At 43.9% G+C, this 18,216-nt stretch carries 26 protein-coding genes and 1 tRNA gene; 5 read left to right on the forward strand and 22 right to left on the reverse strand.

The window, feature by feature from the left end; translation table 11 throughout:
* Positions 1 to 39: 39 nt before the first annotated feature.
* From FS628_RS14985 to FS628_RS15060, 18 genes are all read right to left on the reverse strand, one after another.
* Complete coding sequence (locus tag FS628_RS14985) at positions 40 to 675, reverse strand: hypothetical protein (RefSeq protein ID WP_145323062.1); 636 nt, start codon at positions 673 to 675, stop codon at positions 40 to 42.
* Entirely contained in the window at positions 668 to 1,111 is a 444-nt protein-coding gene (locus tag FS628_RS14990) for a YopX family protein (protein ID WP_145323064.1), read from the reverse strand. Before FS628_RS14990 ends, FS628_RS14985 begins: the two co-directional genes overlap by 8 nt.
* 118 nt (positions 1,112 to 1,229) lie before the next feature.
* Positions 1,230 to 1,976 (reverse strand): hypothetical protein, encoded by a 747-nt coding sequence (locus FS628_RS14995; protein WP_145323066.1) that lies wholly within the window; start codon positions 1,974 to 1,976, stop codon positions 1,230 to 1,232.
* Between the two features lie 152 nt (positions 1,977 to 2,128).
* Complete coding sequence (locus FS628_RS33025; RefSeq protein WP_313958610.1) at positions 2,129 to 2,311, reverse strand: hypothetical protein; 183 nt, start codon at positions 2,309 to 2,311, stop codon at positions 2,129 to 2,131.
* Between the two features lie 32 nt (positions 2,312 to 2,343).
* Positions 2,344 to 2,559, reverse strand: coding sequence for an ASCH domain-containing protein (locus tag FS628_RS33030; protein ID WP_313958611.1), 216 nt, complete (start codon positions 2,557 to 2,559; stop codon positions 2,344 to 2,346).
* 19 nt (positions 2,560 to 2,578) lie between these two features.
* Positions 2,579 to 4,354, reverse strand: coding sequence for a DNA cytosine methyltransferase (locus tag FS628_RS15005; protein WP_145323068.1), 1,776 nt, complete (start codon positions 4,352 to 4,354; stop codon positions 2,579 to 2,581).
* Positions 4,355 to 4,420: 66 nt separating this feature from the next.
* Positions 4,421 to 5,086, reverse strand: coding sequence for an HNH endonuclease (locus tag FS628_RS15010; RefSeq protein ID WP_145323070.1), 666 nt, complete (start codon positions 5,084 to 5,086; stop codon positions 4,421 to 4,423).
* A 72-nt stretch (positions 5,087 to 5,158) separates the two neighbouring features.
* Positions 5,159 to 5,284, reverse strand: coding sequence for a hypothetical protein (locus FS628_RS32660; protein WP_260871043.1), 126 nt, complete (start codon positions 5,282 to 5,284; stop codon positions 5,159 to 5,161).
* Between the two features lie 58 nt (positions 5,285 to 5,342).
* Positions 5,343 to 5,522 carry a hypothetical protein gene (locus tag FS628_RS15015; RefSeq protein WP_145323072.1) on the reverse strand — a complete coding sequence of 60 codons (180 nt, stop codon included), beginning with the start codon at positions 5,520 to 5,522 and terminating at the stop codon, positions 5,343 to 5,345.
* Between the two features lie 99 nt (positions 5,523 to 5,621).
* Positions 5,622 to 5,915, reverse strand: a complete 294-nt coding sequence (locus tag FS628_RS15020) for a hypothetical protein (RefSeq protein ID WP_145323073.1) — start codon at positions 5,913 to 5,915, stop codon at positions 5,622 to 5,624.
* The gene (locus tag FS628_RS15025) at positions 5,875 to 6,387 is read right to left on the reverse strand and encodes a DUF1064 domain-containing protein (protein ID WP_145323075.1); all 513 of its coding nucleotides are present in this window, start codon (positions 6,385 to 6,387) and stop codon (positions 5,875 to 5,877) included. The genes FS628_RS15020 and FS628_RS15025 overlap by 41 nt, the downstream gene beginning before the upstream one ends.
* Complete coding sequence (dnaN, locus tag FS628_RS15030; protein ID WP_145323077.1) at positions 6,387 to 7,517, reverse strand: DNA polymerase III subunit beta; 1,131 nt, start codon at positions 7,515 to 7,517, stop codon at positions 6,387 to 6,389. The genes FS628_RS15025 and dnaN overlap by 1 nt, the downstream gene beginning before the upstream one ends.
* Positions 7,518 to 7,645: 128 nt before the next feature.
* Positions 7,646 to 8,581 (reverse strand): primosomal protein DnaI, encoded by a 936-nt coding sequence (dnaI, locus tag FS628_RS15035; protein WP_145323078.1) that lies wholly within the window; start codon positions 8,579 to 8,581, stop codon positions 7,646 to 7,648.
* Between the two features lie 4 nt (positions 8,582 to 8,585).
* Entirely contained in the window at positions 8,586 to 9,611 is a 1,026-nt protein-coding gene (locus FS628_RS15040; protein ID WP_145323079.1) for a replication protein, read from the reverse strand.
* 340 nt (positions 9,612 to 9,951) lie between these two features.
* Entirely contained in the window at positions 9,952 to 10,380 is a 429-nt protein-coding gene (locus FS628_RS15045) for an ORF6C domain-containing protein (RefSeq protein ID WP_145323081.1), read from the reverse strand.
* Positions 10,361 to 11,536, reverse strand: coding sequence for a ParB N-terminal domain-containing protein (locus FS628_RS15050; RefSeq protein WP_260871044.1), 1,176 nt, complete (start codon positions 11,534 to 11,536; stop codon positions 10,361 to 10,363). The genes FS628_RS15045 and FS628_RS15050 overlap by 20 nt, the downstream gene beginning before the upstream one ends.
* Positions 11,537 to 11,555: 19 nt before the next feature.
* A complete protein-coding gene (locus FS628_RS15055) occupies positions 11,556 to 11,906 on the reverse strand; it encodes a helix-turn-helix transcriptional regulator (protein WP_313958612.1) in 351 nt (116 codons plus the stop codon).
* The gene (locus FS628_RS15060) at positions 11,903 to 12,109 is read right to left on the reverse strand and encodes a helix-turn-helix domain-containing protein (protein ID WP_145323087.1); all 207 of its coding nucleotides are present in this window, start codon (positions 12,107 to 12,109) and stop codon (positions 11,903 to 11,905) included. Before FS628_RS15060 ends, FS628_RS15055 begins: the two co-directional genes overlap by 4 nt.
* Before the next feature lie 196 nt (positions 12,110 to 12,305).
* On the opposite strand from FS628_RS15060, the gene FS628_RS15065 reads away from it, so the two are divergent.
* The 3 genes from FS628_RS15065 (at position 12,306) to FS628_RS15075 (ending at position 14,499) form a co-directional block, all read left to right on the forward strand.
* A complete protein-coding gene (locus FS628_RS15065; protein WP_186327824.1) occupies positions 12,306 to 12,725 on the forward strand; it encodes a helix-turn-helix domain-containing protein in 420 nt (139 codons plus the stop codon).
* On the forward strand, positions 12,726 to 13,145 hold the full coding sequence (locus FS628_RS15070; protein ID WP_313958613.1) for an ImmA/IrrE family metallo-endopeptidase: 420 nt from the start codon (positions 12,726 to 12,728) through the stop codon (positions 13,143 to 13,145).
* A 73-nt stretch (positions 13,146 to 13,218) separates the two neighbouring features.
* Positions 13,219 to 14,499, forward strand: a complete 1,281-nt coding sequence (locus FS628_RS15075; protein ID WP_145323091.1) for a site-specific integrase — start codon at positions 13,219 to 13,221, stop codon at positions 14,497 to 14,499.
* 74 nt (positions 14,500 to 14,573) lie between these two features.
* Here FS628_RS15075 and FS628_RS15080 read toward each other — a convergent pair.
* Positions 14,574 to 14,659, reverse strand: a tRNA-Leu gene (locus tag FS628_RS15080).
* Positions 14,660 to 14,894: 235 nt separating this feature from the next.
* Positions 14,895 to 15,344 (reverse strand): general stress protein, encoded by a 450-nt coding sequence (locus tag FS628_RS15085; protein WP_145323092.1) that lies wholly within the window; start codon positions 15,342 to 15,344, stop codon positions 14,895 to 14,897.
* 207 nt (positions 15,345 to 15,551) lie between these two features.
* On the opposite strand from FS628_RS15085, the gene FS628_RS15090 reads away from it, so the two are divergent.
* A complete protein-coding gene (locus tag FS628_RS15090) occupies positions 15,552 to 15,776 on the forward strand; it encodes a hypothetical protein (RefSeq protein WP_017687353.1) in 225 nt (74 codons plus the stop codon).
* A gap of 195 nt (positions 15,777 to 15,971) precedes the next feature.
* On the opposite strand, the gene FS628_RS15095 is transcribed toward FS628_RS15090, so the two are convergent.
* Together FS628_RS15095 and FS628_RS15100 are read right to left on the reverse strand one after the other, a co-directional pair.
* Positions 15,972 to 16,454 carry a NucA/NucB deoxyribonuclease domain-containing protein gene (locus FS628_RS15095; protein ID WP_145323094.1) on the reverse strand — a complete coding sequence of 161 codons (483 nt, stop codon included), beginning with the start codon at positions 16,452 to 16,454 and terminating at the stop codon, positions 15,972 to 15,974.
* A 109-nt stretch (positions 16,455 to 16,563) separates the two neighbouring features.
* The gene (locus tag FS628_RS15100; protein WP_186327825.1) at positions 16,564 to 17,712 is read right to left on the reverse strand and encodes a sensor histidine kinase; all 1,149 of its coding nucleotides are present in this window, start codon (positions 17,710 to 17,712) and stop codon (positions 16,564 to 16,566) included.
* Between the two features lie 312 nt (positions 17,713 to 18,024).
* On the opposite strand from FS628_RS15100, the gene FS628_RS33125 reads away from it, so the two are divergent.
* On the forward strand, positions 18,025 to 18,213 hold the full coding sequence (locus FS628_RS33125; RefSeq protein WP_145323098.1) for a DUF6199 family natural product biosynthesis protein: 189 nt from the start codon (positions 18,025 to 18,027) through the stop codon (positions 18,211 to 18,213).
* Positions 18,214 to 18,216 lie beyond the last annotated feature (3 nt).

The raw sequence follows: 18,216 nt of genomic DNA on the forward strand, positions 1-18,216 counted from the left end.
AACTCTGTTAAAATCATAAATTTTGACAGAGTTTTTATATTAATCTTTTGTTGGTGAAATAATACCCACCTCCCCTTCTTCGTTCCGTCCACGACCATAATCTATAGTAATAAAGTCCAATGTCCGGTTGAATTTCAGACTGTTGGCGATGTTTGCTATAGCTCTGCGGCGTTTATCTGCAAAGGTTGTAGCTGCAATACCAGGGACATCCTTACGGTATCCTTTTTCCATGTACCCTTGTGCTTTCAGATACTTCTTACCTTCCAAAAACAACAACTTTGCCGCCACTCCCTCATGAGGATCTTTTATATTGCTAATAGCAAAACGAACGTTGTTAGTTAAGAATACATACAATTTGTAGTTATCATGACGCTTATCCTTCATTATGACTGAATTAGCTGTAACGTCTGCTGTCAGTTCATGACCTGATTCTCGCTTGGCAACCGAACCCTCAGCAGACAACAATTCGTATGCCGACATTCCATTTTCGATTTGTTTAAGTGCATATTCATAATTTTGTATGATGTCAATCATATCTACATATTTCCCAAGCAGCCATTTAGTTTTACGGATATCTTCTTCATCCACGTCTGAGAAAAAGTTTAGTTGAATGATCTTATTCGTGTCTTCGACATCTTCTCTGTTGACTACTACAACTACTTCATCATTACTCACGCTTATCCGCTCCTTCCTTGGGAGCCAACAGCTCAGGGTTTTCGTAGACGTTTCCTACTACATCCCACATATCTGTGTAGTCTGCATGCATATCATCTGCGCGGAACATAATCCCTCTGAAGCTAAAACTCGCTTCTGTTTGATCCCAAATCACAATGTTCAAATTAGGGGCATGTGAGCATGTTCCATAATATCCGGGGTCACAATCGCAATCAACAGCTACGATATCTCCTTGGTAGATTTTTCTGTCATCTCGATCGACAAAACCGATGAACTGACCTACTGTTGCTGGATCTACCGGAACCCATTCCGACTCTTGCTCAGTGCCACAGTCGATCCATGTACCACTTTCATCCACTGATAAATTCCCATACACCATTGACCCATGATGCTTGCCGTGATCGATGGCTTTACCTCTGAATTTAATCTCACGCATTTGTATATCCTCCTATTTGGGGAGACCGACCAACACCTGATACGGCCTCGCTTCGCTTAGTATTTCGGTCGATATCGATGGCCTATCGGCCTTATGCGTCATTTCGTTGTGCTGTGCATTAGCTGAACGATGCTTCAGGTTTTTCTTCTGGCTCAACTTCATCACTATCTCCATCAGAATCAAGTATGAGTTTTGTTCCATTTTGACTTATCTTCATCAAAAATATTGCGAACTCGTCCAAATGTCTTAGGGAATTTATGTCGTGAACAGATTTGTAGTCAATTGTCCATTCTTCTTTATCGAACTTTTTCCAATTGTGAATTCTGATTTGATAATTCATTTCTGAATCGTGTTCACATTCAAAAACTAATACTGCATTTCTCATATCGCTCCAAGACCGTTCTTCGTTATAATCAACTTCAAAACTTACACTCACATATTCGTAAGTAGGCGGCCCATCTTCGTAACAAACATCAAGATCATCCGTTTCAACATTTTTCGCTACATATTTCATCCAACGTTCGAACAATTCTGTTGCTTTGATTGTTTTGTCTTGTTCAGGAATCATTAGTTCTTTGAAATTTTCTAGCAGCTTTTTATTTTCTAACGCAGAACTTTGTAATACATCCACTAAAACGGAATCGAGCTTGGTGATGTACTCGCTGTAATCGTAATTTTCCAAATAAGGAATCATTACCGATTTGACTTTTTCCTCAATAATTTTGGTAACATCCCCATATGATCTGAATAAGTTATCTAAGGCGTTTACCACACCTTTTTCAAGGTGCTCTCCAATTAGCTTTTCAACTGTTCCATCCTCCAATTTCGTGTTGATTACGTCTTTAATTCCATTTTCCAATGACATATATTTCGCTCCCTTTAATTGAATTATTTTTTGTACAGTTTTTGTCTACTGCGGCAAAGCCGCCATCGGATCGGCCGAATATGCTTAGCGTAAGAGAAGGCCGTATGATGTTATATCCTCCTTAGTAGGGAGAGGCCCACAGGACCCGCACCTTAAGATTGGTTTGCAAAGTTCCACAACCCTTGCTGTCCTTTAGCTGCTTGAGGCTTCATAAGCATCATTACATCCGACATTTCCCATGCATATCGCCCAAGTTCAAAGTCTCCGAATTCATATTCAGGAGAGTAAACCAATCTGTTTCCTTCCAACTCATAACCATCTGTCCATGTATCCACCGATTTAAGGCAGTTGGTCAGTTTAGCAATCGCTACAACCGCGCCGTTGGCAGGTTATCTACTGTGTATCCATGCTGTTCTAGTGCTGCGCGAATCTCAGGATACTTGCAGGCATCCTTGTCGATCTTCTTCCCGGCATGGATGGCAATCTCGCCCCGATGCTTAGTAGGCCAGCTGCGTGTTTCATATTGTTTTGCTCCAATGGCGATCAATGTCGCCCACGGCTGAATAATTGTTATAGCCTTCATGACAGTTCTTCCTTCCCTTCTATATACTGAATGCCATCTGCCCAGCTTCCTGCTCTGAATACCGCTCCAGAGTAAGGTTATTTCCCGATCCTGTGCATATTTCCGGCAGATTAGCCCGGACCAAAGCTTGAGCAAACGGTGGAGGTACCGCATTTCCACACCGAGCTACTTGGGCGCTCTTGGAGTACTTCTTACCGTTCGCATCAACTGCGATAGTGTAGTTGCTCGGGAATCCCTGAGCGGCAAACAACTCTTGCGGCTCCAGCATCCGCATTCCTATATCGATAATTTGGTAATCCACGCCTTTAATTGTCACTAGCCCGAACCGGTCTTTCGTTGTTATCGTGTGCAACGGCTTGTCTATGGTCTGGCCGTTTTCGGCGCTACCGTAATACTTGAGAAGGAAGGCCCTAACCTCTCCAAAGTGCAGCCCACCTGCCGTAATCGTTTGAAGCGGGTCTGTAACCAGCTGACCTGTATTGGTCCCGCGCATCTTGACCAGATGACTTGTGACGAGGGCACTTTTCCCTCCTCCTCCTGCGGTTACAGTTCCTATCGGTTCATCGACTGAGCTGCCAACTGATTCTCCGAAGTGACGGGCAATGAATACTGAAGCTATGGCGAATTTGTTTCCTCCTGCTGTCACCGTTCCAAGCGGTTTATTCAGATCCAGCACCCTTCGACCTTCTGGGTCTCCGTAACCCATCTGTATCAGTGCAGGGCTGATTAACATGTGCTGATTTCCTGTCGTCACCGTCCGAAGTGGTTCGTCTGGAGGGCTACCAGGATGCCCTGTTGTATTAACCCCAAGAACCGGAGTCACAAGTAAATGTTCTGCCTTGGTTGTAATGGTCGTCAGCGGATCAGTAGCCTTGTATTGCAACCGATCCCCGGCATATCCCGTCTGCCCAATCCTCGCAATATATGGTGTAACCAATCCCCATCCGTTCTTTGCCGTGATTGTCTTCAACGGCTCATTTATAGAATCACAGTAATGGTGATTGCTGCCAGAGAAGTTGACGCGCATTACGAATGGCTCAGGATTGTCTATGACGAACTTCTGCATGCCACGTGCTATACGGCGCATCGTGTTTTCGGCAAGAGGCTTTTTCCGTTCGAATATCGAAGGGCAAGGGATAGACCAGTCAATAATTTCAGCTGCTGTTCTCCATGGAAGCCGCTTCCCTGCTTTCACGTCCGGGCTGTCCGGTGCTCCGTGCGTTGGCTCGGGCCAGACAATGGGACTCCCATCCCTCCGCGCAACCATGAACAACCGCTTGCGGATCGTAGGCGCTCCATAATCACATGCTCTCAACTCTTTCCATTCGACCTTGTATCCCTGTCGACTTAGAGCATTCACGAAGGTACGAAACGTCCGGCCCTTCTGTTCCTTGTCTGGGTAACCATCTGCTGTTAACGGACCCCATGTCGTGAATTCCTCCACATTTTCCAACATTATGACCCTCGGCTTAACTGTAGCTGCCCAACGAACAGCAACCCACGCCAGACCACGTATTTCCTTTGTTACTGGCTTGCCGCCTTTGGCCTTGGAGAAGTGTTTGCAATCAGGGCTGAACCACGCCAGACCTACCGGACGACCTTTTACCGCTTCAATCGGATTCACTTCCCACACAGATTCACAATAGTGCTCCGTATCTGGGTGATTGACCTCATGCATTGCAATAGCTGCCGGGTCATGGTTAATTGCTATATCTACGCTGCGGCCTGTTGCCAACTCTATTCCCGTACTGGCTCCGCCACCGCCTGCGAAATTATCGACTATGATTTCCTTCATATGATTTATCCCCTCCCTATCATCTAAAAGTCCTTTATTCTCGTTGTTAGGAGAATTTAATGTATCTTAATCATCGAAGTGACCATATCCGAACGGTACTTGATGCTTCTCATCAACGCTTACAATATCGTTAATTAAAGTCTCGAAAATTGCGATTTGTTTATCATCCATCATTTCAATAAGCCGGACCTCTTTTGCTTTCAATGAACGCCCTGCCGCCGAAGAGATAAGTTCCTTAACCGGGTTTAATGATTGCTGACGGTTCTGTTTTTCCTGATCCACTTTCTGCTGCGCCTCTTGCTTCCGGTTGTATTCATCCCAATCCTGTTCATCAAACCAGAATCGGTCCCCATACTTTTCGCGGAACGCAGATATCCAAAACTGGAGCAATTCCTCATTCGTTTGTATCCGATCATGACAGGGCCAGCAAAGCCGAAGGCCGTTGGTTTTAACTCCGCGTCCTTTTCTGCCTCGCGGATATACATGGTGAGTAGTTGTTGCTTCAATAATCTTGCAGCATTCACAAATCCCATTTGATTCTTCAATAAGCTGAGCTATGACTTCTTTCGGGAAATCGCCGCGCTCCTTCGAACCTGGTCTGGATTGGTGATGAGATAATATTCCCTTCTTCCATTCCGGAACAGGTCGCTTTTCTTTCTTGCCACGTCCGAAACTGCTCGCTTTCTTTTCTTTCGCTTTTTTCTCCGGTTTCCAGAATGTCTGATGGGCCATTACTCATCCGCCTTTCCCTTCGCATTTCCTGTGCTTATGCTTATATTTTGAACCTAATTCACTACGATTCCACTATGGATTTAGCGGTCCCAATAATCCGAACTTTTCCAAAACAGTGTAATGCGCTTGTCTTTCTTCGGCAGTCGCTTCCACTTCTTGAAGGGAGTATCCAACATAAAAAGCAATGGCTTTCTGCACTTCAATAGGTTGTTAATCGAAGTTGTTCAGATCTACAGTACTCATATCCAAACCTCCTTTACAAAGCCGACAATCGATTTTGTTTTTCTTCAAATTTTGATTTTATATCGGGTGGTAAATCGCTGATCACTGCATCCCATGTATTCATCAGTTCTTTGTTAGAAGAACTTAACTGTTTAACCTGCGCATACCTTTCAGATAAAGCTGTGGAGAATTCATCTTTCTCAGCTTCAGTCACAGAGCCCACCTCCCAATTGACTATTAAGTTCAAGTAGAATGTTCCGTAGATGAGGTAAGGAAATGTTTCCTTTGCCCTTGGGTCCAGGGCTTTGTCCACTCATGCCTCCATCTCAGTTTCTGGAAGCTCCATCGTATCTCCCTCTTGCCTAAACTCGACTTGATTTGGATCGTATGTTGGTTCCCAATGACCGTTTTCTTGTAAGATACGTACAACGTCTTCAGCGTAAGTTTCGTCTGTATTTACGACCAGGTACATGTTGAAGCCAACTTTCCCCTCCGAAACTCGACCATACTGAATTTTATGAAACAAGCGCAGTAAGTCTTCTTTCTCCTGATGGTTAAGGTGCTTATTAACGTCCTCGTTTTTGATTACGGTATGTTTGATTTTCATTTTGCCTTCTCCCTTCATCTACTCGTTTTTTAAGTGCATTTACCTCTCGTTTACGCGCTGATTTTTCCTTCTTATACTGGGCAAGCGGTATGAATTCTCCGCGTTTTTTAACAAGTACATCTATAGGCAAAGTCGGATATTTAGCTTGGAATAGTTTCAGTTTGACTCGGAACGTGGAGGTCTCCACTCCTTTAATATCCACCACCCGTTGACTGTCATTTAATTCTGTTACCAGGAAGTCAGCAATGTAAGTGACCTTCGGTTTCTCTTGAAGAACAAATTTAGGATGACATTCAAAGGCTTTAATCTCCCCAAACCTCTTTTGCTGGAGTAGGAGCTGATAATACTCTCCCTCAGCCATGCTATCGAATCGTATACCGGTTATATTCAGATTGTGCTTTTTAACGATCCATTCCGAGAACAATGTCCCGTCTTCAGTAACAATCACTTTGGTTGCATTGTATTTGTTCATTACACTTCTTCCGTCCTATAAGGAAGTACAATGTGAACCGATCTTTCATCACTCTCATCCAGAATATAGATAGGTTTGACTTTACCTGAGCACACCAAAGTCACTTGATCTCCATCCAATGCTTTGATGGCATCCATGAAGTATTTTGAGTTTAAGGCAACAGCGAAATCTTCACCGCTAAAAGACAGAGGGACAATGATTTCACTTGCCTTGCCAGTCTCTTTCCCTTGTCCTCGAATACTCATTTCATCTTCTGAAATGTTGAGAATTATTTTGTTATGCTTATCTTCCTTTGCAAGTGTGTAAATCATTTCAAGACAATTCATTAACTCTTTTTTATCTACTGTTATTTTAGTGACACCCTCTGGCACAACTGACATTCGGCTCACATCCGGGAAGGCACCTTCCAGTACCCTGGAGTAAAAAGTGAATCTGTCCGTTCTCGCAAATACGTGGACCACTTCTCCTCCAGCAGACTTCGAGAAACCAAATTCGATATTGTCTTTATCCAAAATTATCTTTTGGAGATCCCCGAGTGCCTTGGCCTCAATAACAGCTCCGCCTAATTTAGCAACATCTGTGGCATACTCCGTTTTCGCAAGTCGATGTCTATCTGTCGCTTCAATACCAATCAAACCGTCATCGATATAGATGTGTGCTCCTGCGAGTATTGCTGCATTTTTACCTGTGGGATCGGCTGCATAAGTCGCCTTTTTGAATAATCTCCTGAGTTCCTTGCCAGTAGTTTCGAACAGCTCACTATCGTCAATAGTCGGCGCTTGCGGGAATTCCTCCGGATCGAAAATACCCATGTCGATTTCTTTTTTTCGGGACCTAATAATCACAGTAGTTCCCTTTGTCTCAATACTGACATCGCCAGTAAGTTTCCTCATCATTTCCAACGATAGTTTCGGGATCGCTATCACTCCATCCGAATCTACCTGGACATCCTTGCTGAAGATGTACGACTGAATTGTTGTCCGAGTATCCGTCCCTGTAACTTTAAGCCCTTCGCTGTTTGCTTCGATCAGGAAGCAATCAAGAATCGGCATGAGGCTCTTACTCGCAAAAGCCTTACTTGCATCTTCGAGAGCTTCAACTAGCAGCTCACTATCCACGACTATTTTCATAAGGTCGGATTCCCTCCTTCACAGCTCTTTTAGCATTAGGATTGCATGCTGGACAAGGACCCAAAATCATCATTGCACCATTGAACTGGTACGTTACCTTTTGACCGTTACATGTTTTGCACATTCGGTTATCCCCTCCGTCTATTTCTTCCGCCTACTGGCAGCAACTTTACAAATGGTTCGATCCGCTCAATGATCCGAGCTGCCTTCTTCTCATCCTGAGATCCCTTGGCATTAGCAAAATGTTTGAACAACTCTTGTATCGTTAGATTGGATGTGTAGATGGTCGGCAACCGCTCCATACGTCTCTGGAGAACCGGACCAATAACTTCATCCCTTACCCAACCACTCATCGACTCTGCCCCAATATCATCCATGATAAGCACTGGTACCGTTCTGAGAGCATCCAGTTTCTTTGCTACGCTCTCTTTGGAGCCAATGGCATCCTTAACCTCTTCGATAAAGTCAGGTACGTACACCATGAGGACATCCACTTCACATTTGGCTAACTCCCGTGCGATAGCTCCGGCAAAACGGCTCTTGCCCACTCCCATTGGGCCGTACAAATACAATCCTTGTACCGTTTCTTTGGGAACAAATTCACTACAAAACTTCACTGCTCCCGCAATAGCTGCCATCCTCGGAGGATCAGGTTCAATGTCGTCAAAGGTTGCGTTCAAAATATGCTCAGGAATGAAGTGACTCTTAATTCGTTCTCCTATGCCCTGTTGCCGCTCGTAAGACTTCAACAGTTCGCATTTTTTGAGCCTGAACACTAACTCGTCCTGTTTATCTGGGCTTGGTTCTTCAACGCTCCTATGCCCCTTCTGGACGTTCTGACAGCCTAATAGACCGGGGCACGTGGCGCATGCATCGCATTGAGCCAAATGCTCTGATACATCCCTGTATCTTCTAGGGCTTGTCAGGTCTCCTGAGCGATCAGGATAGGCCTGTCTGAGCCGTTTGATTTCCGGATGGCTATCGATCTGCTGAATAGCTGCCTGCTGCCTTTCTGCAAACATTGGGGGAATTAGTGCCTTGAGTTCCTCCTGAAAGCTGCCCATGTACTCACACTCCTTGCTTTGACCTTAGATTGGCAAGCATCTGTTTTAAATCATCTGCGGTCACGTTAGATACCGTTTCAATCGGCGCATCTGGTACGGAAGTCGCTATTTGAATTTCGGCTGTGTCTGATTTTTCACGTTTGGCATGCAACGAATATACAACCGTTGCACAGTAGCTCAGGTTTCGTATCTGATCCCATTTGTTCTTGGGTTTAAAATTGTCAAACGATTGGTCAATACCATCGATAACTGTTTGGAGCGGAATCCTCTCAGCTATGAACTGTTTAACCGCATCTTCATCGTTTAAGGTTATCTCCAGTCCCTTACCTCTTCTCTGGAGATAACGAGTTGCCACTTGATTACGATATTCCGTTTGGGAAACCTCCCGATCAGAGTCAGTATCTGCTTCGGTATTAGGAACAGAATCCGGGTTTCCCGTGTACGGTTCAAATACCGAATCGGGATCAGTTAAACAACAACCAACTTTAATACTGTCTTTAAACATGTCTTTAGAGGTGCCTTCATCCTTACTCCCGCAAGGGATTGGACTCTCTTCGACTTCCACTTTTCGTAACTCATCAGTTACACTTTTCGTAACTTCGGAGTTACACTTTTCGTAACTTCCATCTTGTTCTTCACTTTCTGGAGTTACACTTTTCGTAACTTTTTTACTGCCTATATTTAAAGAGATAAGTTCTGAAAATTTTTCGCGATCCCACTCTTTCACAAGACTGACACGCCATTCATCATAGTTTTTGTTGAGAGAATAGACCTGTTTGCCATCCCAATAAATCACCTTACATTGCCCCAAGTATGTGATCTCTTTTTTAGCGTCCTGTATGCGTACTCCACATAGTTCGAAATGCTTCAAGAGAGGGATAACTGCCTCTTTCTTCTGGCAGCCATATGACAGCCTTAGAATCAGCTTGAGAATCTTTTGTTGCCTTTCTGTGAACTTCCGGCTGATTATCTCATCCCATATTTCATTAGCAATCCCGATGAACCCATTCTTTAACTGGGGACTTGCCACTCACCTCACCCCGGAAACTTCGAATGACACGCTGTTATATTTGCAAAAACAAAACAACATGATATAATTTTCTTAATCGTTTAAATATTTGATCGTGTTGGTAGCACGATTAACTCATTGGACTTTTCTGTATTATCTACTCTGGAATACTCTCCGGCAGTAGTAATAACAGAAGAGTCCTTCTTCATTTGGATCAGGAATTTTCTCTGAAATGGAATCATGATTTTTTCTTCCGATCAATGTTTCGAGTGAGTATGGCATGCTGTAAAGGCTTGTGCGACCAGATACGTGCTAAATCATCAAGCGTCATTAATTTTAGTCCCATTCGACTCAGCTCCCCTCAGATGTAATCTTCTGGACGAAATTCCTTAATGAATTCAACTGCATCATCGAAGTCGATACGCCGTACATGGCTGTATTTTACCACTTCAAAATGAGCCTTCAACTTGCTCCAGATCATGCGGCGATAACGCCCAACCATGTCTTTAAACTTCTCATCTGATTCTGTGTAACGGTCTTTGGTTAACGTGTTTGATTTCTTGTGAACAAGAGACTGGAGTTGATAACACTCTGTATCAGTAAGCGTCACACTGTCCCGGACCTCTTGTACCATCATTTGGACCTCTCCAACCTTTTCGGCGACATCCTCTTGCATCTGTCTGATGCCATCTACCAAACCGCGAATAGCCATACCTTGTGCTTCAGTTAACTGCATCTGTCTTTCAACAACCGACAAGAAGTCAGGCTGATTAGGATTCATCAATGTCATTTCGATCTACCACCTTTCTGGAATTGATTGCTGGTCTAAGTTGGTCAATGAAGGACTGTAGCATATCAAGACCTTCTGACAAGCGTTTTTTCTCACTCGTGCTTGCGCCAGATACTGCCCCAAGCATGAATGATGTAATACCAACCTTCTGGAGAAACTGCTTCACATGATAGCTAACTTGTACCGAATTATAATCAGCTTCAAAACGCATTTTCTTCATCTGAGCTGCGGCATGTTGTTCATCGAAGTCGTCAGGTTGCTGAAGCTTGATTGCCTCAAGTTCCTCTTTGGCCCTCTGATATCCAGATTTCAGTTCTTCCACTTTCAGACTCTCAGCTTCCACGCCTTCTTGAAGCTTTGCCTTCCAGTATTGGTCTCGCTCTTTTATCTTCTTAGCAGCTTCCTTAGCTTTCTGTTCGAGAAGAACTTCTGTCTCTTCATCTCGGCGTTCTACTGCCGCCGCTACTGCTTCGTCCACCTGATCGGCTGGAATCGCATCCTTGTACCGCCGCTGAAGTTCTTCCTTCTCCTGCTCGGCTTGGTTAGCCCGAGTCTCAGCATCTCGCAAAGCAGCTTCAAGTCGCTCTTTTGTCTCCACATAAGCTTTATGTGTGGAAATGATCCCTGCATCAAGCTGCTGAATGATTTCCGGTGTGGCGTTTTCCATAATGAACTTAGCTTTGTCGTAGGTTCTGCCTGATCCAAAGCCTGCTTGGTCAGCTACGATATCACGGACTTGTCCAGCAGGATGCTCAGGAACATTTTCCTTGCCTCCAGCCATCCGTTCTTTAGCTTTGATGCGTTCTACATCCTCCAACCGTTTAGCCCACTCAACTCGCTCTGAGAAGGTGAATTCTTTCCGGTGCTCGTTTTCAGATATTTCTAATCGAAGCTGATGTTCAAAATCGCTGATTTCCATCACCCGGACTACAACCTCTTTGCGTCCCAGATATTGATGAGCACGCAAGCGACGCTCTCCAGCAATTAACTGAAAATCTGGTGTTACTACTATAGGATTGATAAGTCCGTTTTGATCAATGTCTTGTGCAAGTTCTTCAATACCACCGAAGTCCTTGCGGATACGATCGCTGACTTTAATTTTATTAATGTCTATGAGCAAGATAAGGCCCCTTTCAAACAGAAAATAGAAGTTCATCGGCATGTTAGAGCGAAATTCAGCTTCCTTTTTTGTAACTAGCAGCCCGCTGCTCAGCTCTCCATGCCTCCAAATCGGAAAGACGTAACTTGATTACAGGTCTTCTGGAACCTGATGTCCCATAACGTTCATGTGGAATGCTTCCTTCTTGACACATACGGTATATCAGTTTTTCAGAGATCCCTATGTGTGCTGCCGTCTCTGCTACGTCCAAAGTTTTATCACTCAGTCCAGCGAATTCTGCCCTAAGTCGATTTTCTGCTATAGTTACATGCTCGGTTATCATTGAACGAATTGCTGCCTCAAGTAAAACTAAGGGATTATCCATTTCACATTTCCTTTCTATTGAGGTATGGTATACTGGGCTCATTGATGATCCCTTACCAATTCATCAACTGTTACATCTAAAGCAGTTGCAAGTTTTACAAGCGTTTCAGCGTTTGGCCCCTGTTTTTTTTCTTTCAAGCCATATATTACAGTCATTGAAACACCGCTTTCCTTACCCAGCCTGTACGGCGTCCACCCTCTTTCGTCAAGGAACTTTTGAACGTTATTTCCGATTGTTAACCCCATGTTGTGTTCACCCCCTTAACACACTATATCTCCGTTTTAGGTTATAGTAAAACTCATTCATCACCGTTTTAGGTTATAAAACTATATGTTTACTCTTTGATCCTCTCTTAAGCTTGACATATCTCCTCTTTTTGTTTTATTATAACCGTATTGGGTTATATCCTTTTTAGGTGATACTATCGGAGGTCGGATGTTAATGCTGTCAGATAAAATTAAAGAATTGATGGATTCGAATAATCTAAGCGCCTATAGAGTCTCTAAAGACACAGGTATACCTTATACAACACTCACTAAGATTCTAAACGGAGCAACAAAAAGTCCTAAGATTGACTTGATTAAGATAATTGCCGATTATTTTAACAAGCCGCTTGACCACTTCACTGAGAGTGAAGACACTACTCACAACGCTCCAGAATGGGCCACAGCTAAAGACTTAGCCGATATTAAGAAAATCCTTGAAGAAGACCAACCTGTCTTGTTTGATGGGGTGCCAATTACAGATGAAAATCGTCAGAGAGCTATGGACATTCTTACCGGGCTACTTTGGGAAGCTAAAGAGCTAAACAAGAAAACTTATGGACGTAAGAAAAAGGTAACCCCTAAAGACGAAGAGTAGGTGACCGGTTTGGATGAGATCATTCGCAAGCTCGTTCGCAGATTCAAGACCAATGATCCTTTTGTAATAGCTAAAGGACTTAATATAATAATTCAACACGCGGAATTCGGACCCGGTACGAGAGGCTTGTACTACAGACGGTTGCGAAGGCGATTTATTGTTATACATAACGGCTTGCCTGAAGAGTGGCAGCGTGTAGTGTGTGCTCATGAACTTGGACACGATCGACTTCATTCTGGCCTAAGTCAATTCTGGATTGATGAGCATACTTTCTTCAATACAGGCAAATTCGAACGACAAGCAAATATTTTTGCTGTAAAACTGTTAACCCAACTCACTGAGCGCGAGCCAGGAGAAACAGAAGAAACATACCTCTTGAGATGCGGCATACCGAAACAGCTTCATAACTTAGAAATGTAACTTTGCGCTTTCCAGCCGCAAGGCTGTTTACCATACACAAAAACAGAACTGACGTTCGAATGGAGGAAAACAGATGGCAAAAGGAAGTATAGAAAAACGAGGGGAAAACAAGTGGCGACTGACCGTAGATTTGGGACTTAATAATGACGGCAGCCGAAATCGTCCTCGAAAGACAATAACTGTTGAGGATAAAGCACTGCTGAAAACAACTAAGAAACTAAAAGATTATTTGGATGACGAGCTCGCGAAGTTTAAACAAGAAGTATTGAGTGGCAATTACATTGCGCCCTCTAAGCTTACTTTTCAAGAATTTTATGAGAATGAATGGAAGCTTAAATACGGTGAGCCAAAACTAAAGCGAACGACATATCTGTCACATTGCTCCAAGATCAATCATCATGTTGTTCCCGTCATAGGGCACTTACAACTTGATGAGATCACTACAATGAGATTGGTGACATTATTTAATGACTTGCGTAAACCTGGCGCGCGAATTGATAAGCGAGGCGGTAAAGAAACCATTAGTTCTCGAACCATTCAATATGTTTATGATGTGACCATGAGTATTTTCAAAAGGTCTGTAGAATGGAGCGTCCTTAGCAAGAACCCACTAGAAGGCGTACAGCGCCCTCAGATAAGCAAGGAAGACAAGAAGGCAAAGAAAGACCGTAAGAACTTTTTCGAGGAAGACGAAGCCACTGAGGTCATTGAAAGGTTAGTCAAGAGCGACACGCACTGGAGACTCTACTTTTTAGGAGCGATAATCGGAGGATTCAGACGCGGGGAGTTAATTGCGTTGGATGAAGACGACTGTGACTTTGTAAATAACCGGTTGCGTATCGATGAAAGCATTTCAAATACAGAAAATGGACAGGCGGACATTACAGATACAAAAAACGAAGCATCCGAAGATTATGTAGACATGCCACAATGGTATATGGAACAATTGGCAACACACGTCAAGGCCATGCGCAAATTACGCTTTGAAGCTAAAGCAGCGGGGACATGGAAAGGCGGAGATAGAAACTTTGTATTCCATGCAGGGACAGGTAAACCTTATTACCATACCTCCCCTTCGCAACAATGGAAAATATGGTGTGATCGGAATGGATTCCGTAATGTATCCCTGCATGGTCTGCGGCATACAAATGCGACCTATTTGCTTGGGCAGGGTGCATCAATTAAAGAGATCCAACATCGGTTACGACACTCGACATCCCAGGTAACCACAGACACATATGCTCACGTCACCAAGAAATTAAGTCGCAAAACAACAGCACACCTCGATGTCTTCGATCCTAAATCTCGTCCCCAATCCGTCCCCAACGGAAAAAAAGACGCTCAATCCCTATGACTCAGGCAATTCAATCCAAACAATAAAAAAAAGAAAACCCCTTATGTATCAAGGAGTTTCCTTTTCTTAATGGATGCCGAGGACCGGGATCGAACCGGTACGGTAGTCACCTACCGCAGGATTTTAAGTCCTGTGCGTCTGCCAATTCCGCCACCCCGGCATGGATATTATTTCTTGGCGACAAGAAATATCTTACCATGAACTAATTAACTTTGCAACACCTTTTATTAAAAATAATAAAAAAATGAAACAGGCACTGCAAGCGTCAGCTCACAGTGCCTAGAAAGTCCGAGTTGCGGTCCCGGACTTCCGGTAAACCAATCTATATTAAGGGAGGTGTAAGATAAGAATACCTCCCCAACATTAAAGAAACCTAAAATCAGCCTTAAATTAAACTAAAAAAGTAGAATGGGTCGAACGCGAGCAGCTTCTTCCTCACTGCATTCCACGATAACCAGAATATGGTCCTTTAACAGCCATTCTTCGTAGTACCGTGCGTCCTCTTCCGAGATCCCTGCTTCCGTCAGTGTAAGCACCAAATCATCGGTCTCACTCCCAATCTCATTACCGGCAAGTCTGCGTACTGCTTTTCCGATCGACATCGTCTGATCCATTCGCTTCCCCAGACCAGCCAGTATGCCTTTCAGAGCACCAAAGGCACCATCTGTTCCCGCACCTTTCAACGGTTTGGGCAGACCTGTCTTCTCGCTCACCAGCTCAAGATTAAGCTGTCCCTTTGCCACCGCTCCCAAATATTTATCCTTAATGCCTTCCTCTTTCACCTGATTCAGCATCAATATCGCCTCGTTCTCGGTACGGGCCAGCCCAATCATCAATTGTGTCATTCCGTTCCCCTCCTTTTACCCTAATATAACCCCGTAACCCCCATTCAAAAACGGCTGAACCACAGCTAAGACAAATCACCTATAGAATTGTTGATTTCTCTTCTGGAAATCTATACCTAGTTCTGATAGACTAGATAAAGAAGTCAAATTAACCATTGAAAACATTGACATATGGATTTAACATCTCATAATCAGGAGCAATGACTTATGAAAAAAGAGGTAGAAATTGCCATCCGGCGCAAACAACAGATCATGGTTCGTAATACAAGCGGTCAGACGGTAACCGGGTTTCCCGAGCGAACTGCCGATACATCCATTCTCTCTTTACGTACCGTTCACGGCAGTCTGTGGATACCGTTCGATGAGGTTGAACATGTTACGCGTCTGTTAAGTATCCGGTCCCATCATTTAAGCGGAATGCAACTCGTTTAGTCGGATCTATAATCATATAGAAAATCAGTTCTTGTATAGATACGTCAGCAAGATCCATTTATGCCAGCACTTTATACCAGAAAAACCAGACGCCTGAACGTCTGGTTTTTCTCTTCACCTTTTCCTGTACCATGCTGCCACTGCCACGCAATGAAAGCATTACTATCCTTTTTTCTGCTCACCCATATCCTGTCGTTACTTCACTACAAACTTCACTCGTGTTCCATCTGGATATGTACTTAACTGATTCCCTACCCAAGAACCTGCACCGCGATTATCCTTCGGGGTAATGTACTGGATATCTGCACCTGTACCACCTTCTGAACACATCGCCATCGGCCACTCATCCCGATCCTTACCCTTTTTGACCGGAACACCCTTGAGTGACAAATCCCGATTCCCTTCTGCTCCACTACGATCAATGGTGCATACATCCGAATGCCCAGCCTTAATGGCAGCCTTAATATGGTTGGCCGTTTCAGGATAGCGCTCTGAAGGGAACGTAATGGTATGGTCTACACTCTTGTTAGTCCCACCGAATGGAGATGGTATCTCCTCCGGCCATTCTCCCCCAGCCCAGGCATAAAGGGCTACCAGCAGCATCGCTACCAACGTCAGTACCTGCTTTTTGAAGCCTTGCTTACCTTTGTGTTTTCGTCTTGTGCGTCTCTTACTCATGCTGTGTCTCCCCCATTCACCACTTGCATTATACCAGAACGCCCGTTCGTAAAACAATACAGTACAATAAAAAAACAGCCGAGACCGCCCGGCTGTTCTGATTGAATGATTATCCTACATTGGGAATGGCCTGTTGACGCAGCAATGGCAGTGTAACGTCAAACTGTGTACCTTTCCCCTCGGTACTCTCCACCGAAATCTGACCATTCATCAGTTCCAGCAGTTCTTTGCAGATGGTCAGACCAAGCCCGCTTCCGCCAAATCGGCGTGCATGGGAGATATCGGTCTGTGTAAATGCATCAAACAATTGTTCCATATGCTGCTGAGGAATGCCAATTCCCGTATCTCGTACAGAGAATACCAATACAACGGTGTCCATTAACTGTTGCTTGACATCCACCTGTAATTGCACTTCACCCTGTTCCGTAAATTTAATTGCATTGCTCAGCAAGTTATCCAGTACCTGCCGAAGTCTTAGCGGATCACCCACAAGCACATCAGGAACATTCAGATCAGCGTGGCAGAATAGACGTATTTGTTTATTCTGCGCCGCAGGCTCATGTATCTTCATAATCTGTTGAATCAGCTTCAGAGGCTGAAATTCAATGTTCTCCACATCCATTTTCCCTCTGCCCAGTTTCGCCATATCCAGACTATTGTTAATGATATTCAGGAGCGCCTCACCCGATTGACGTGCAAGATCCAAATATTCTTTCTGCTCATCGGTGATTTCACCCATACTGGCAAGTTCAATCATACCCATAATGCCGTTAAGCGGGGTACGAAGCTCGTGATTCAGCTTGCCGATGAATTCCAACTGTCCTCTGCTGTTCATCTCAGCCATGGAAGTCGCGAATTTCAACTGCTGTTCGGCATACTTCCGTTCAGAAATATCGTACTGAATGCCTACAAAATACAGACACTCCCCGGATTCATTGAAGATGGGGTCAATATTCAGCTCGTTCCAGAACTTCTGGCCACTTTTTGTATAATTTAAGATATCAATCTTAATGGACTGTTGTTTTTTTAATGCATCCCGAATCTGCATTACCGTTTCGGGGTCTGTGTCCTGTCCTTGCAAAAACCGACAATTCTGTCCAACAGACTCTGCATAGGTGTACCCTGTCAGCTGAGTGAAATGTTCATTTACATACATAAGCGGAAGCTCAGGCAGGGTGGCGTCGACCACCGTCACGGAGGATTTCACTTTCGAGATGATAAATTCCCATTGTAATGAGAGTTGATTATTTTGGCTCATGCCTTCCTCCTTCATCTCATACACGTTACTGTTTGTATATTCTGTTTTCGTACTTTATATGAAGATACAACTAACCGAATGGTATGTGTTGATATAAAACCGATATATTTAATTGTAACACAGTTATTCAAATGATGTGATTCATGGGTAATAGCTGATAACTAACATTCGATTTAATTTAACTTATCATCAGGAGGAACACGTATGAAATTTCTGTTAATTATCATCATTATTATTCTGATTGTAGTCTTCTTTACCAGACGCAAACGTTGAGATGAGATCTGTTATGTAAGTCAAGAAAGGAAGATGGGTATGAGAACCCTCTTTTTTATATTCATGATCCTGTGCATCATCAATTTCTGTTTCCCAAAATTCGGCTGGTATCTACGATATGGCTGGATTTCCCGGGGTGAAACGGAGCCCAGCAGGCCTTATATGACTATGGTCAGAATGACCAGCTTATTGATGTTGCTTATCGCCTTCACTCTGACTATGGCATGAACT

Source organism: Paenibacillus xylanexedens, from assembly GCF_007676705.1.
GTDB lineage: Bacteria > Bacillota > Bacilli > Paenibacillales > Paenibacillaceae > Paenibacillus > Paenibacillus xylanexedens_C.

Excerpts from the sequence above, each read along its gene's own strand:
- FS628_RS14990 (WP_145323064.1), bottom strand. The coding sequence starts at position 1,111 with ATGCGTGAGATTAAATTCAGAGGTAAAGCCATCGATCACGGCAAGCAT.
- FS628_RS14995 (WP_145323066.1), bottom strand. The coding sequence starts at position 1,976 with ATGTCATTGGAAAATGGAATTAAAGACGTAATCAACACGAAATTGGAG.
- FS628_RS33030 (WP_313958611.1), bottom strand. The coding sequence starts at position 2,559 with ATGAAGGCTATAACAATTATTCAGCCGTGGGCGACATTGATCGCCATT.
- FS628_RS15005 (WP_145323068.1), bottom strand. The coding sequence starts at position 4,354 with ATGAAGGAAATCATAGTCGATAATTTCGCAGGCGGTGGCGGAGCCAGT.
- FS628_RS15010 (WP_145323070.1), bottom strand. The coding sequence starts at position 5,086 with ATGGCCCATCAGACATTCTGGAAACCGGAGAAAAAAGCGAAAGAAAAG.
- FS628_RS15020 (WP_145323073.1), bottom strand. The coding sequence starts at position 5,915 with ATGAAAATCAAACATACCGTAATCAAAAACGAGGACGTTAATAAGCAC.
- FS628_RS15025 (WP_145323075.1), bottom strand. The coding sequence starts at position 6,387 with ATGAACAAATACAATGCAACCAAAGTGATTGTTACTGAAGACGGGACA.
- dnaN (WP_145323077.1), bottom strand. The coding sequence starts at position 7,517 with ATGAAAATAGTCGTGGATAGTGAGCTGCTAGTTGAAGCTCTCGAAGAT.
- dnaI (WP_145323078.1), bottom strand. The coding sequence starts at position 8,581 with ATGGGCAGCTTTCAGGAGGAACTCAAGGCACTAATTCCCCCAATGTTT.
- FS628_RS15045 (WP_145323081.1), bottom strand. The coding sequence starts at position 10,380 with ATGACATTGATGAATCCTAATCAGCCTGACTTCTTGTCGGTTGTTGAA.
- FS628_RS15050 (WP_260871044.1), bottom strand. The coding sequence starts at position 11,536 with ATGAACTTCTATTTTCTGTTTGAAAGGGGCCTTATCTTGCTCATAGAC.
- FS628_RS15055 (WP_313958612.1), bottom strand. The coding sequence starts at position 11,906 with ATGAGCCCAGTATACCATACCTCAATAGAAAGGAAATGTGAAATGGAT.
- FS628_RS15060 (WP_145323087.1), bottom strand. The coding sequence starts at position 12,109 with ATGGGGTTAACAATCGGAAATAACGTTCAAAAGTTCCTTGACGAAAGA.
- FS628_RS15065 (WP_186327824.1), top strand. The coding sequence starts at position 12,306 with ATGCTGTCAGATAAAATTAAAGAATTGATGGATTCGAATAATCTAAGC.
- FS628_RS15075 (WP_145323091.1), top strand. The coding sequence starts at position 13,219 with ATGGCAAAAGGAAGTATAGAAAAACGAGGGGAAAACAAGTGGCGACTG.
- FS628_RS15085 (WP_145323092.1), bottom strand. The coding sequence starts at position 15,344 with ATGACACAATTGATGATTGGGCTGGCCCGTACCGAGAACGAGGCGATA.
- FS628_RS15090 (WP_017687353.1), top strand. The coding sequence starts at position 15,552 with ATGAAAAAAGAGGTAGAAATTGCCATCCGGCGCAAACAACAGATCATG.
- FS628_RS15095 (WP_145323094.1), bottom strand. The coding sequence starts at position 16,454 with ATGAGTAAGAGACGCACAAGACGAAAACACAAAGGTAAGCAAGGCTTC.
- FS628_RS15100 (WP_186327825.1), bottom strand. The coding sequence starts at position 17,712 with ATGAGCCAAAATAATCAACTCTCATTACAATGGGAATTTATCATCTCG.
- FS628_RS33125 (WP_145323098.1), top strand. The coding sequence starts at position 18,025 with ATGAGAACCCTCTTTTTTATATTCATGATCCTGTGCATCATCAATTTC.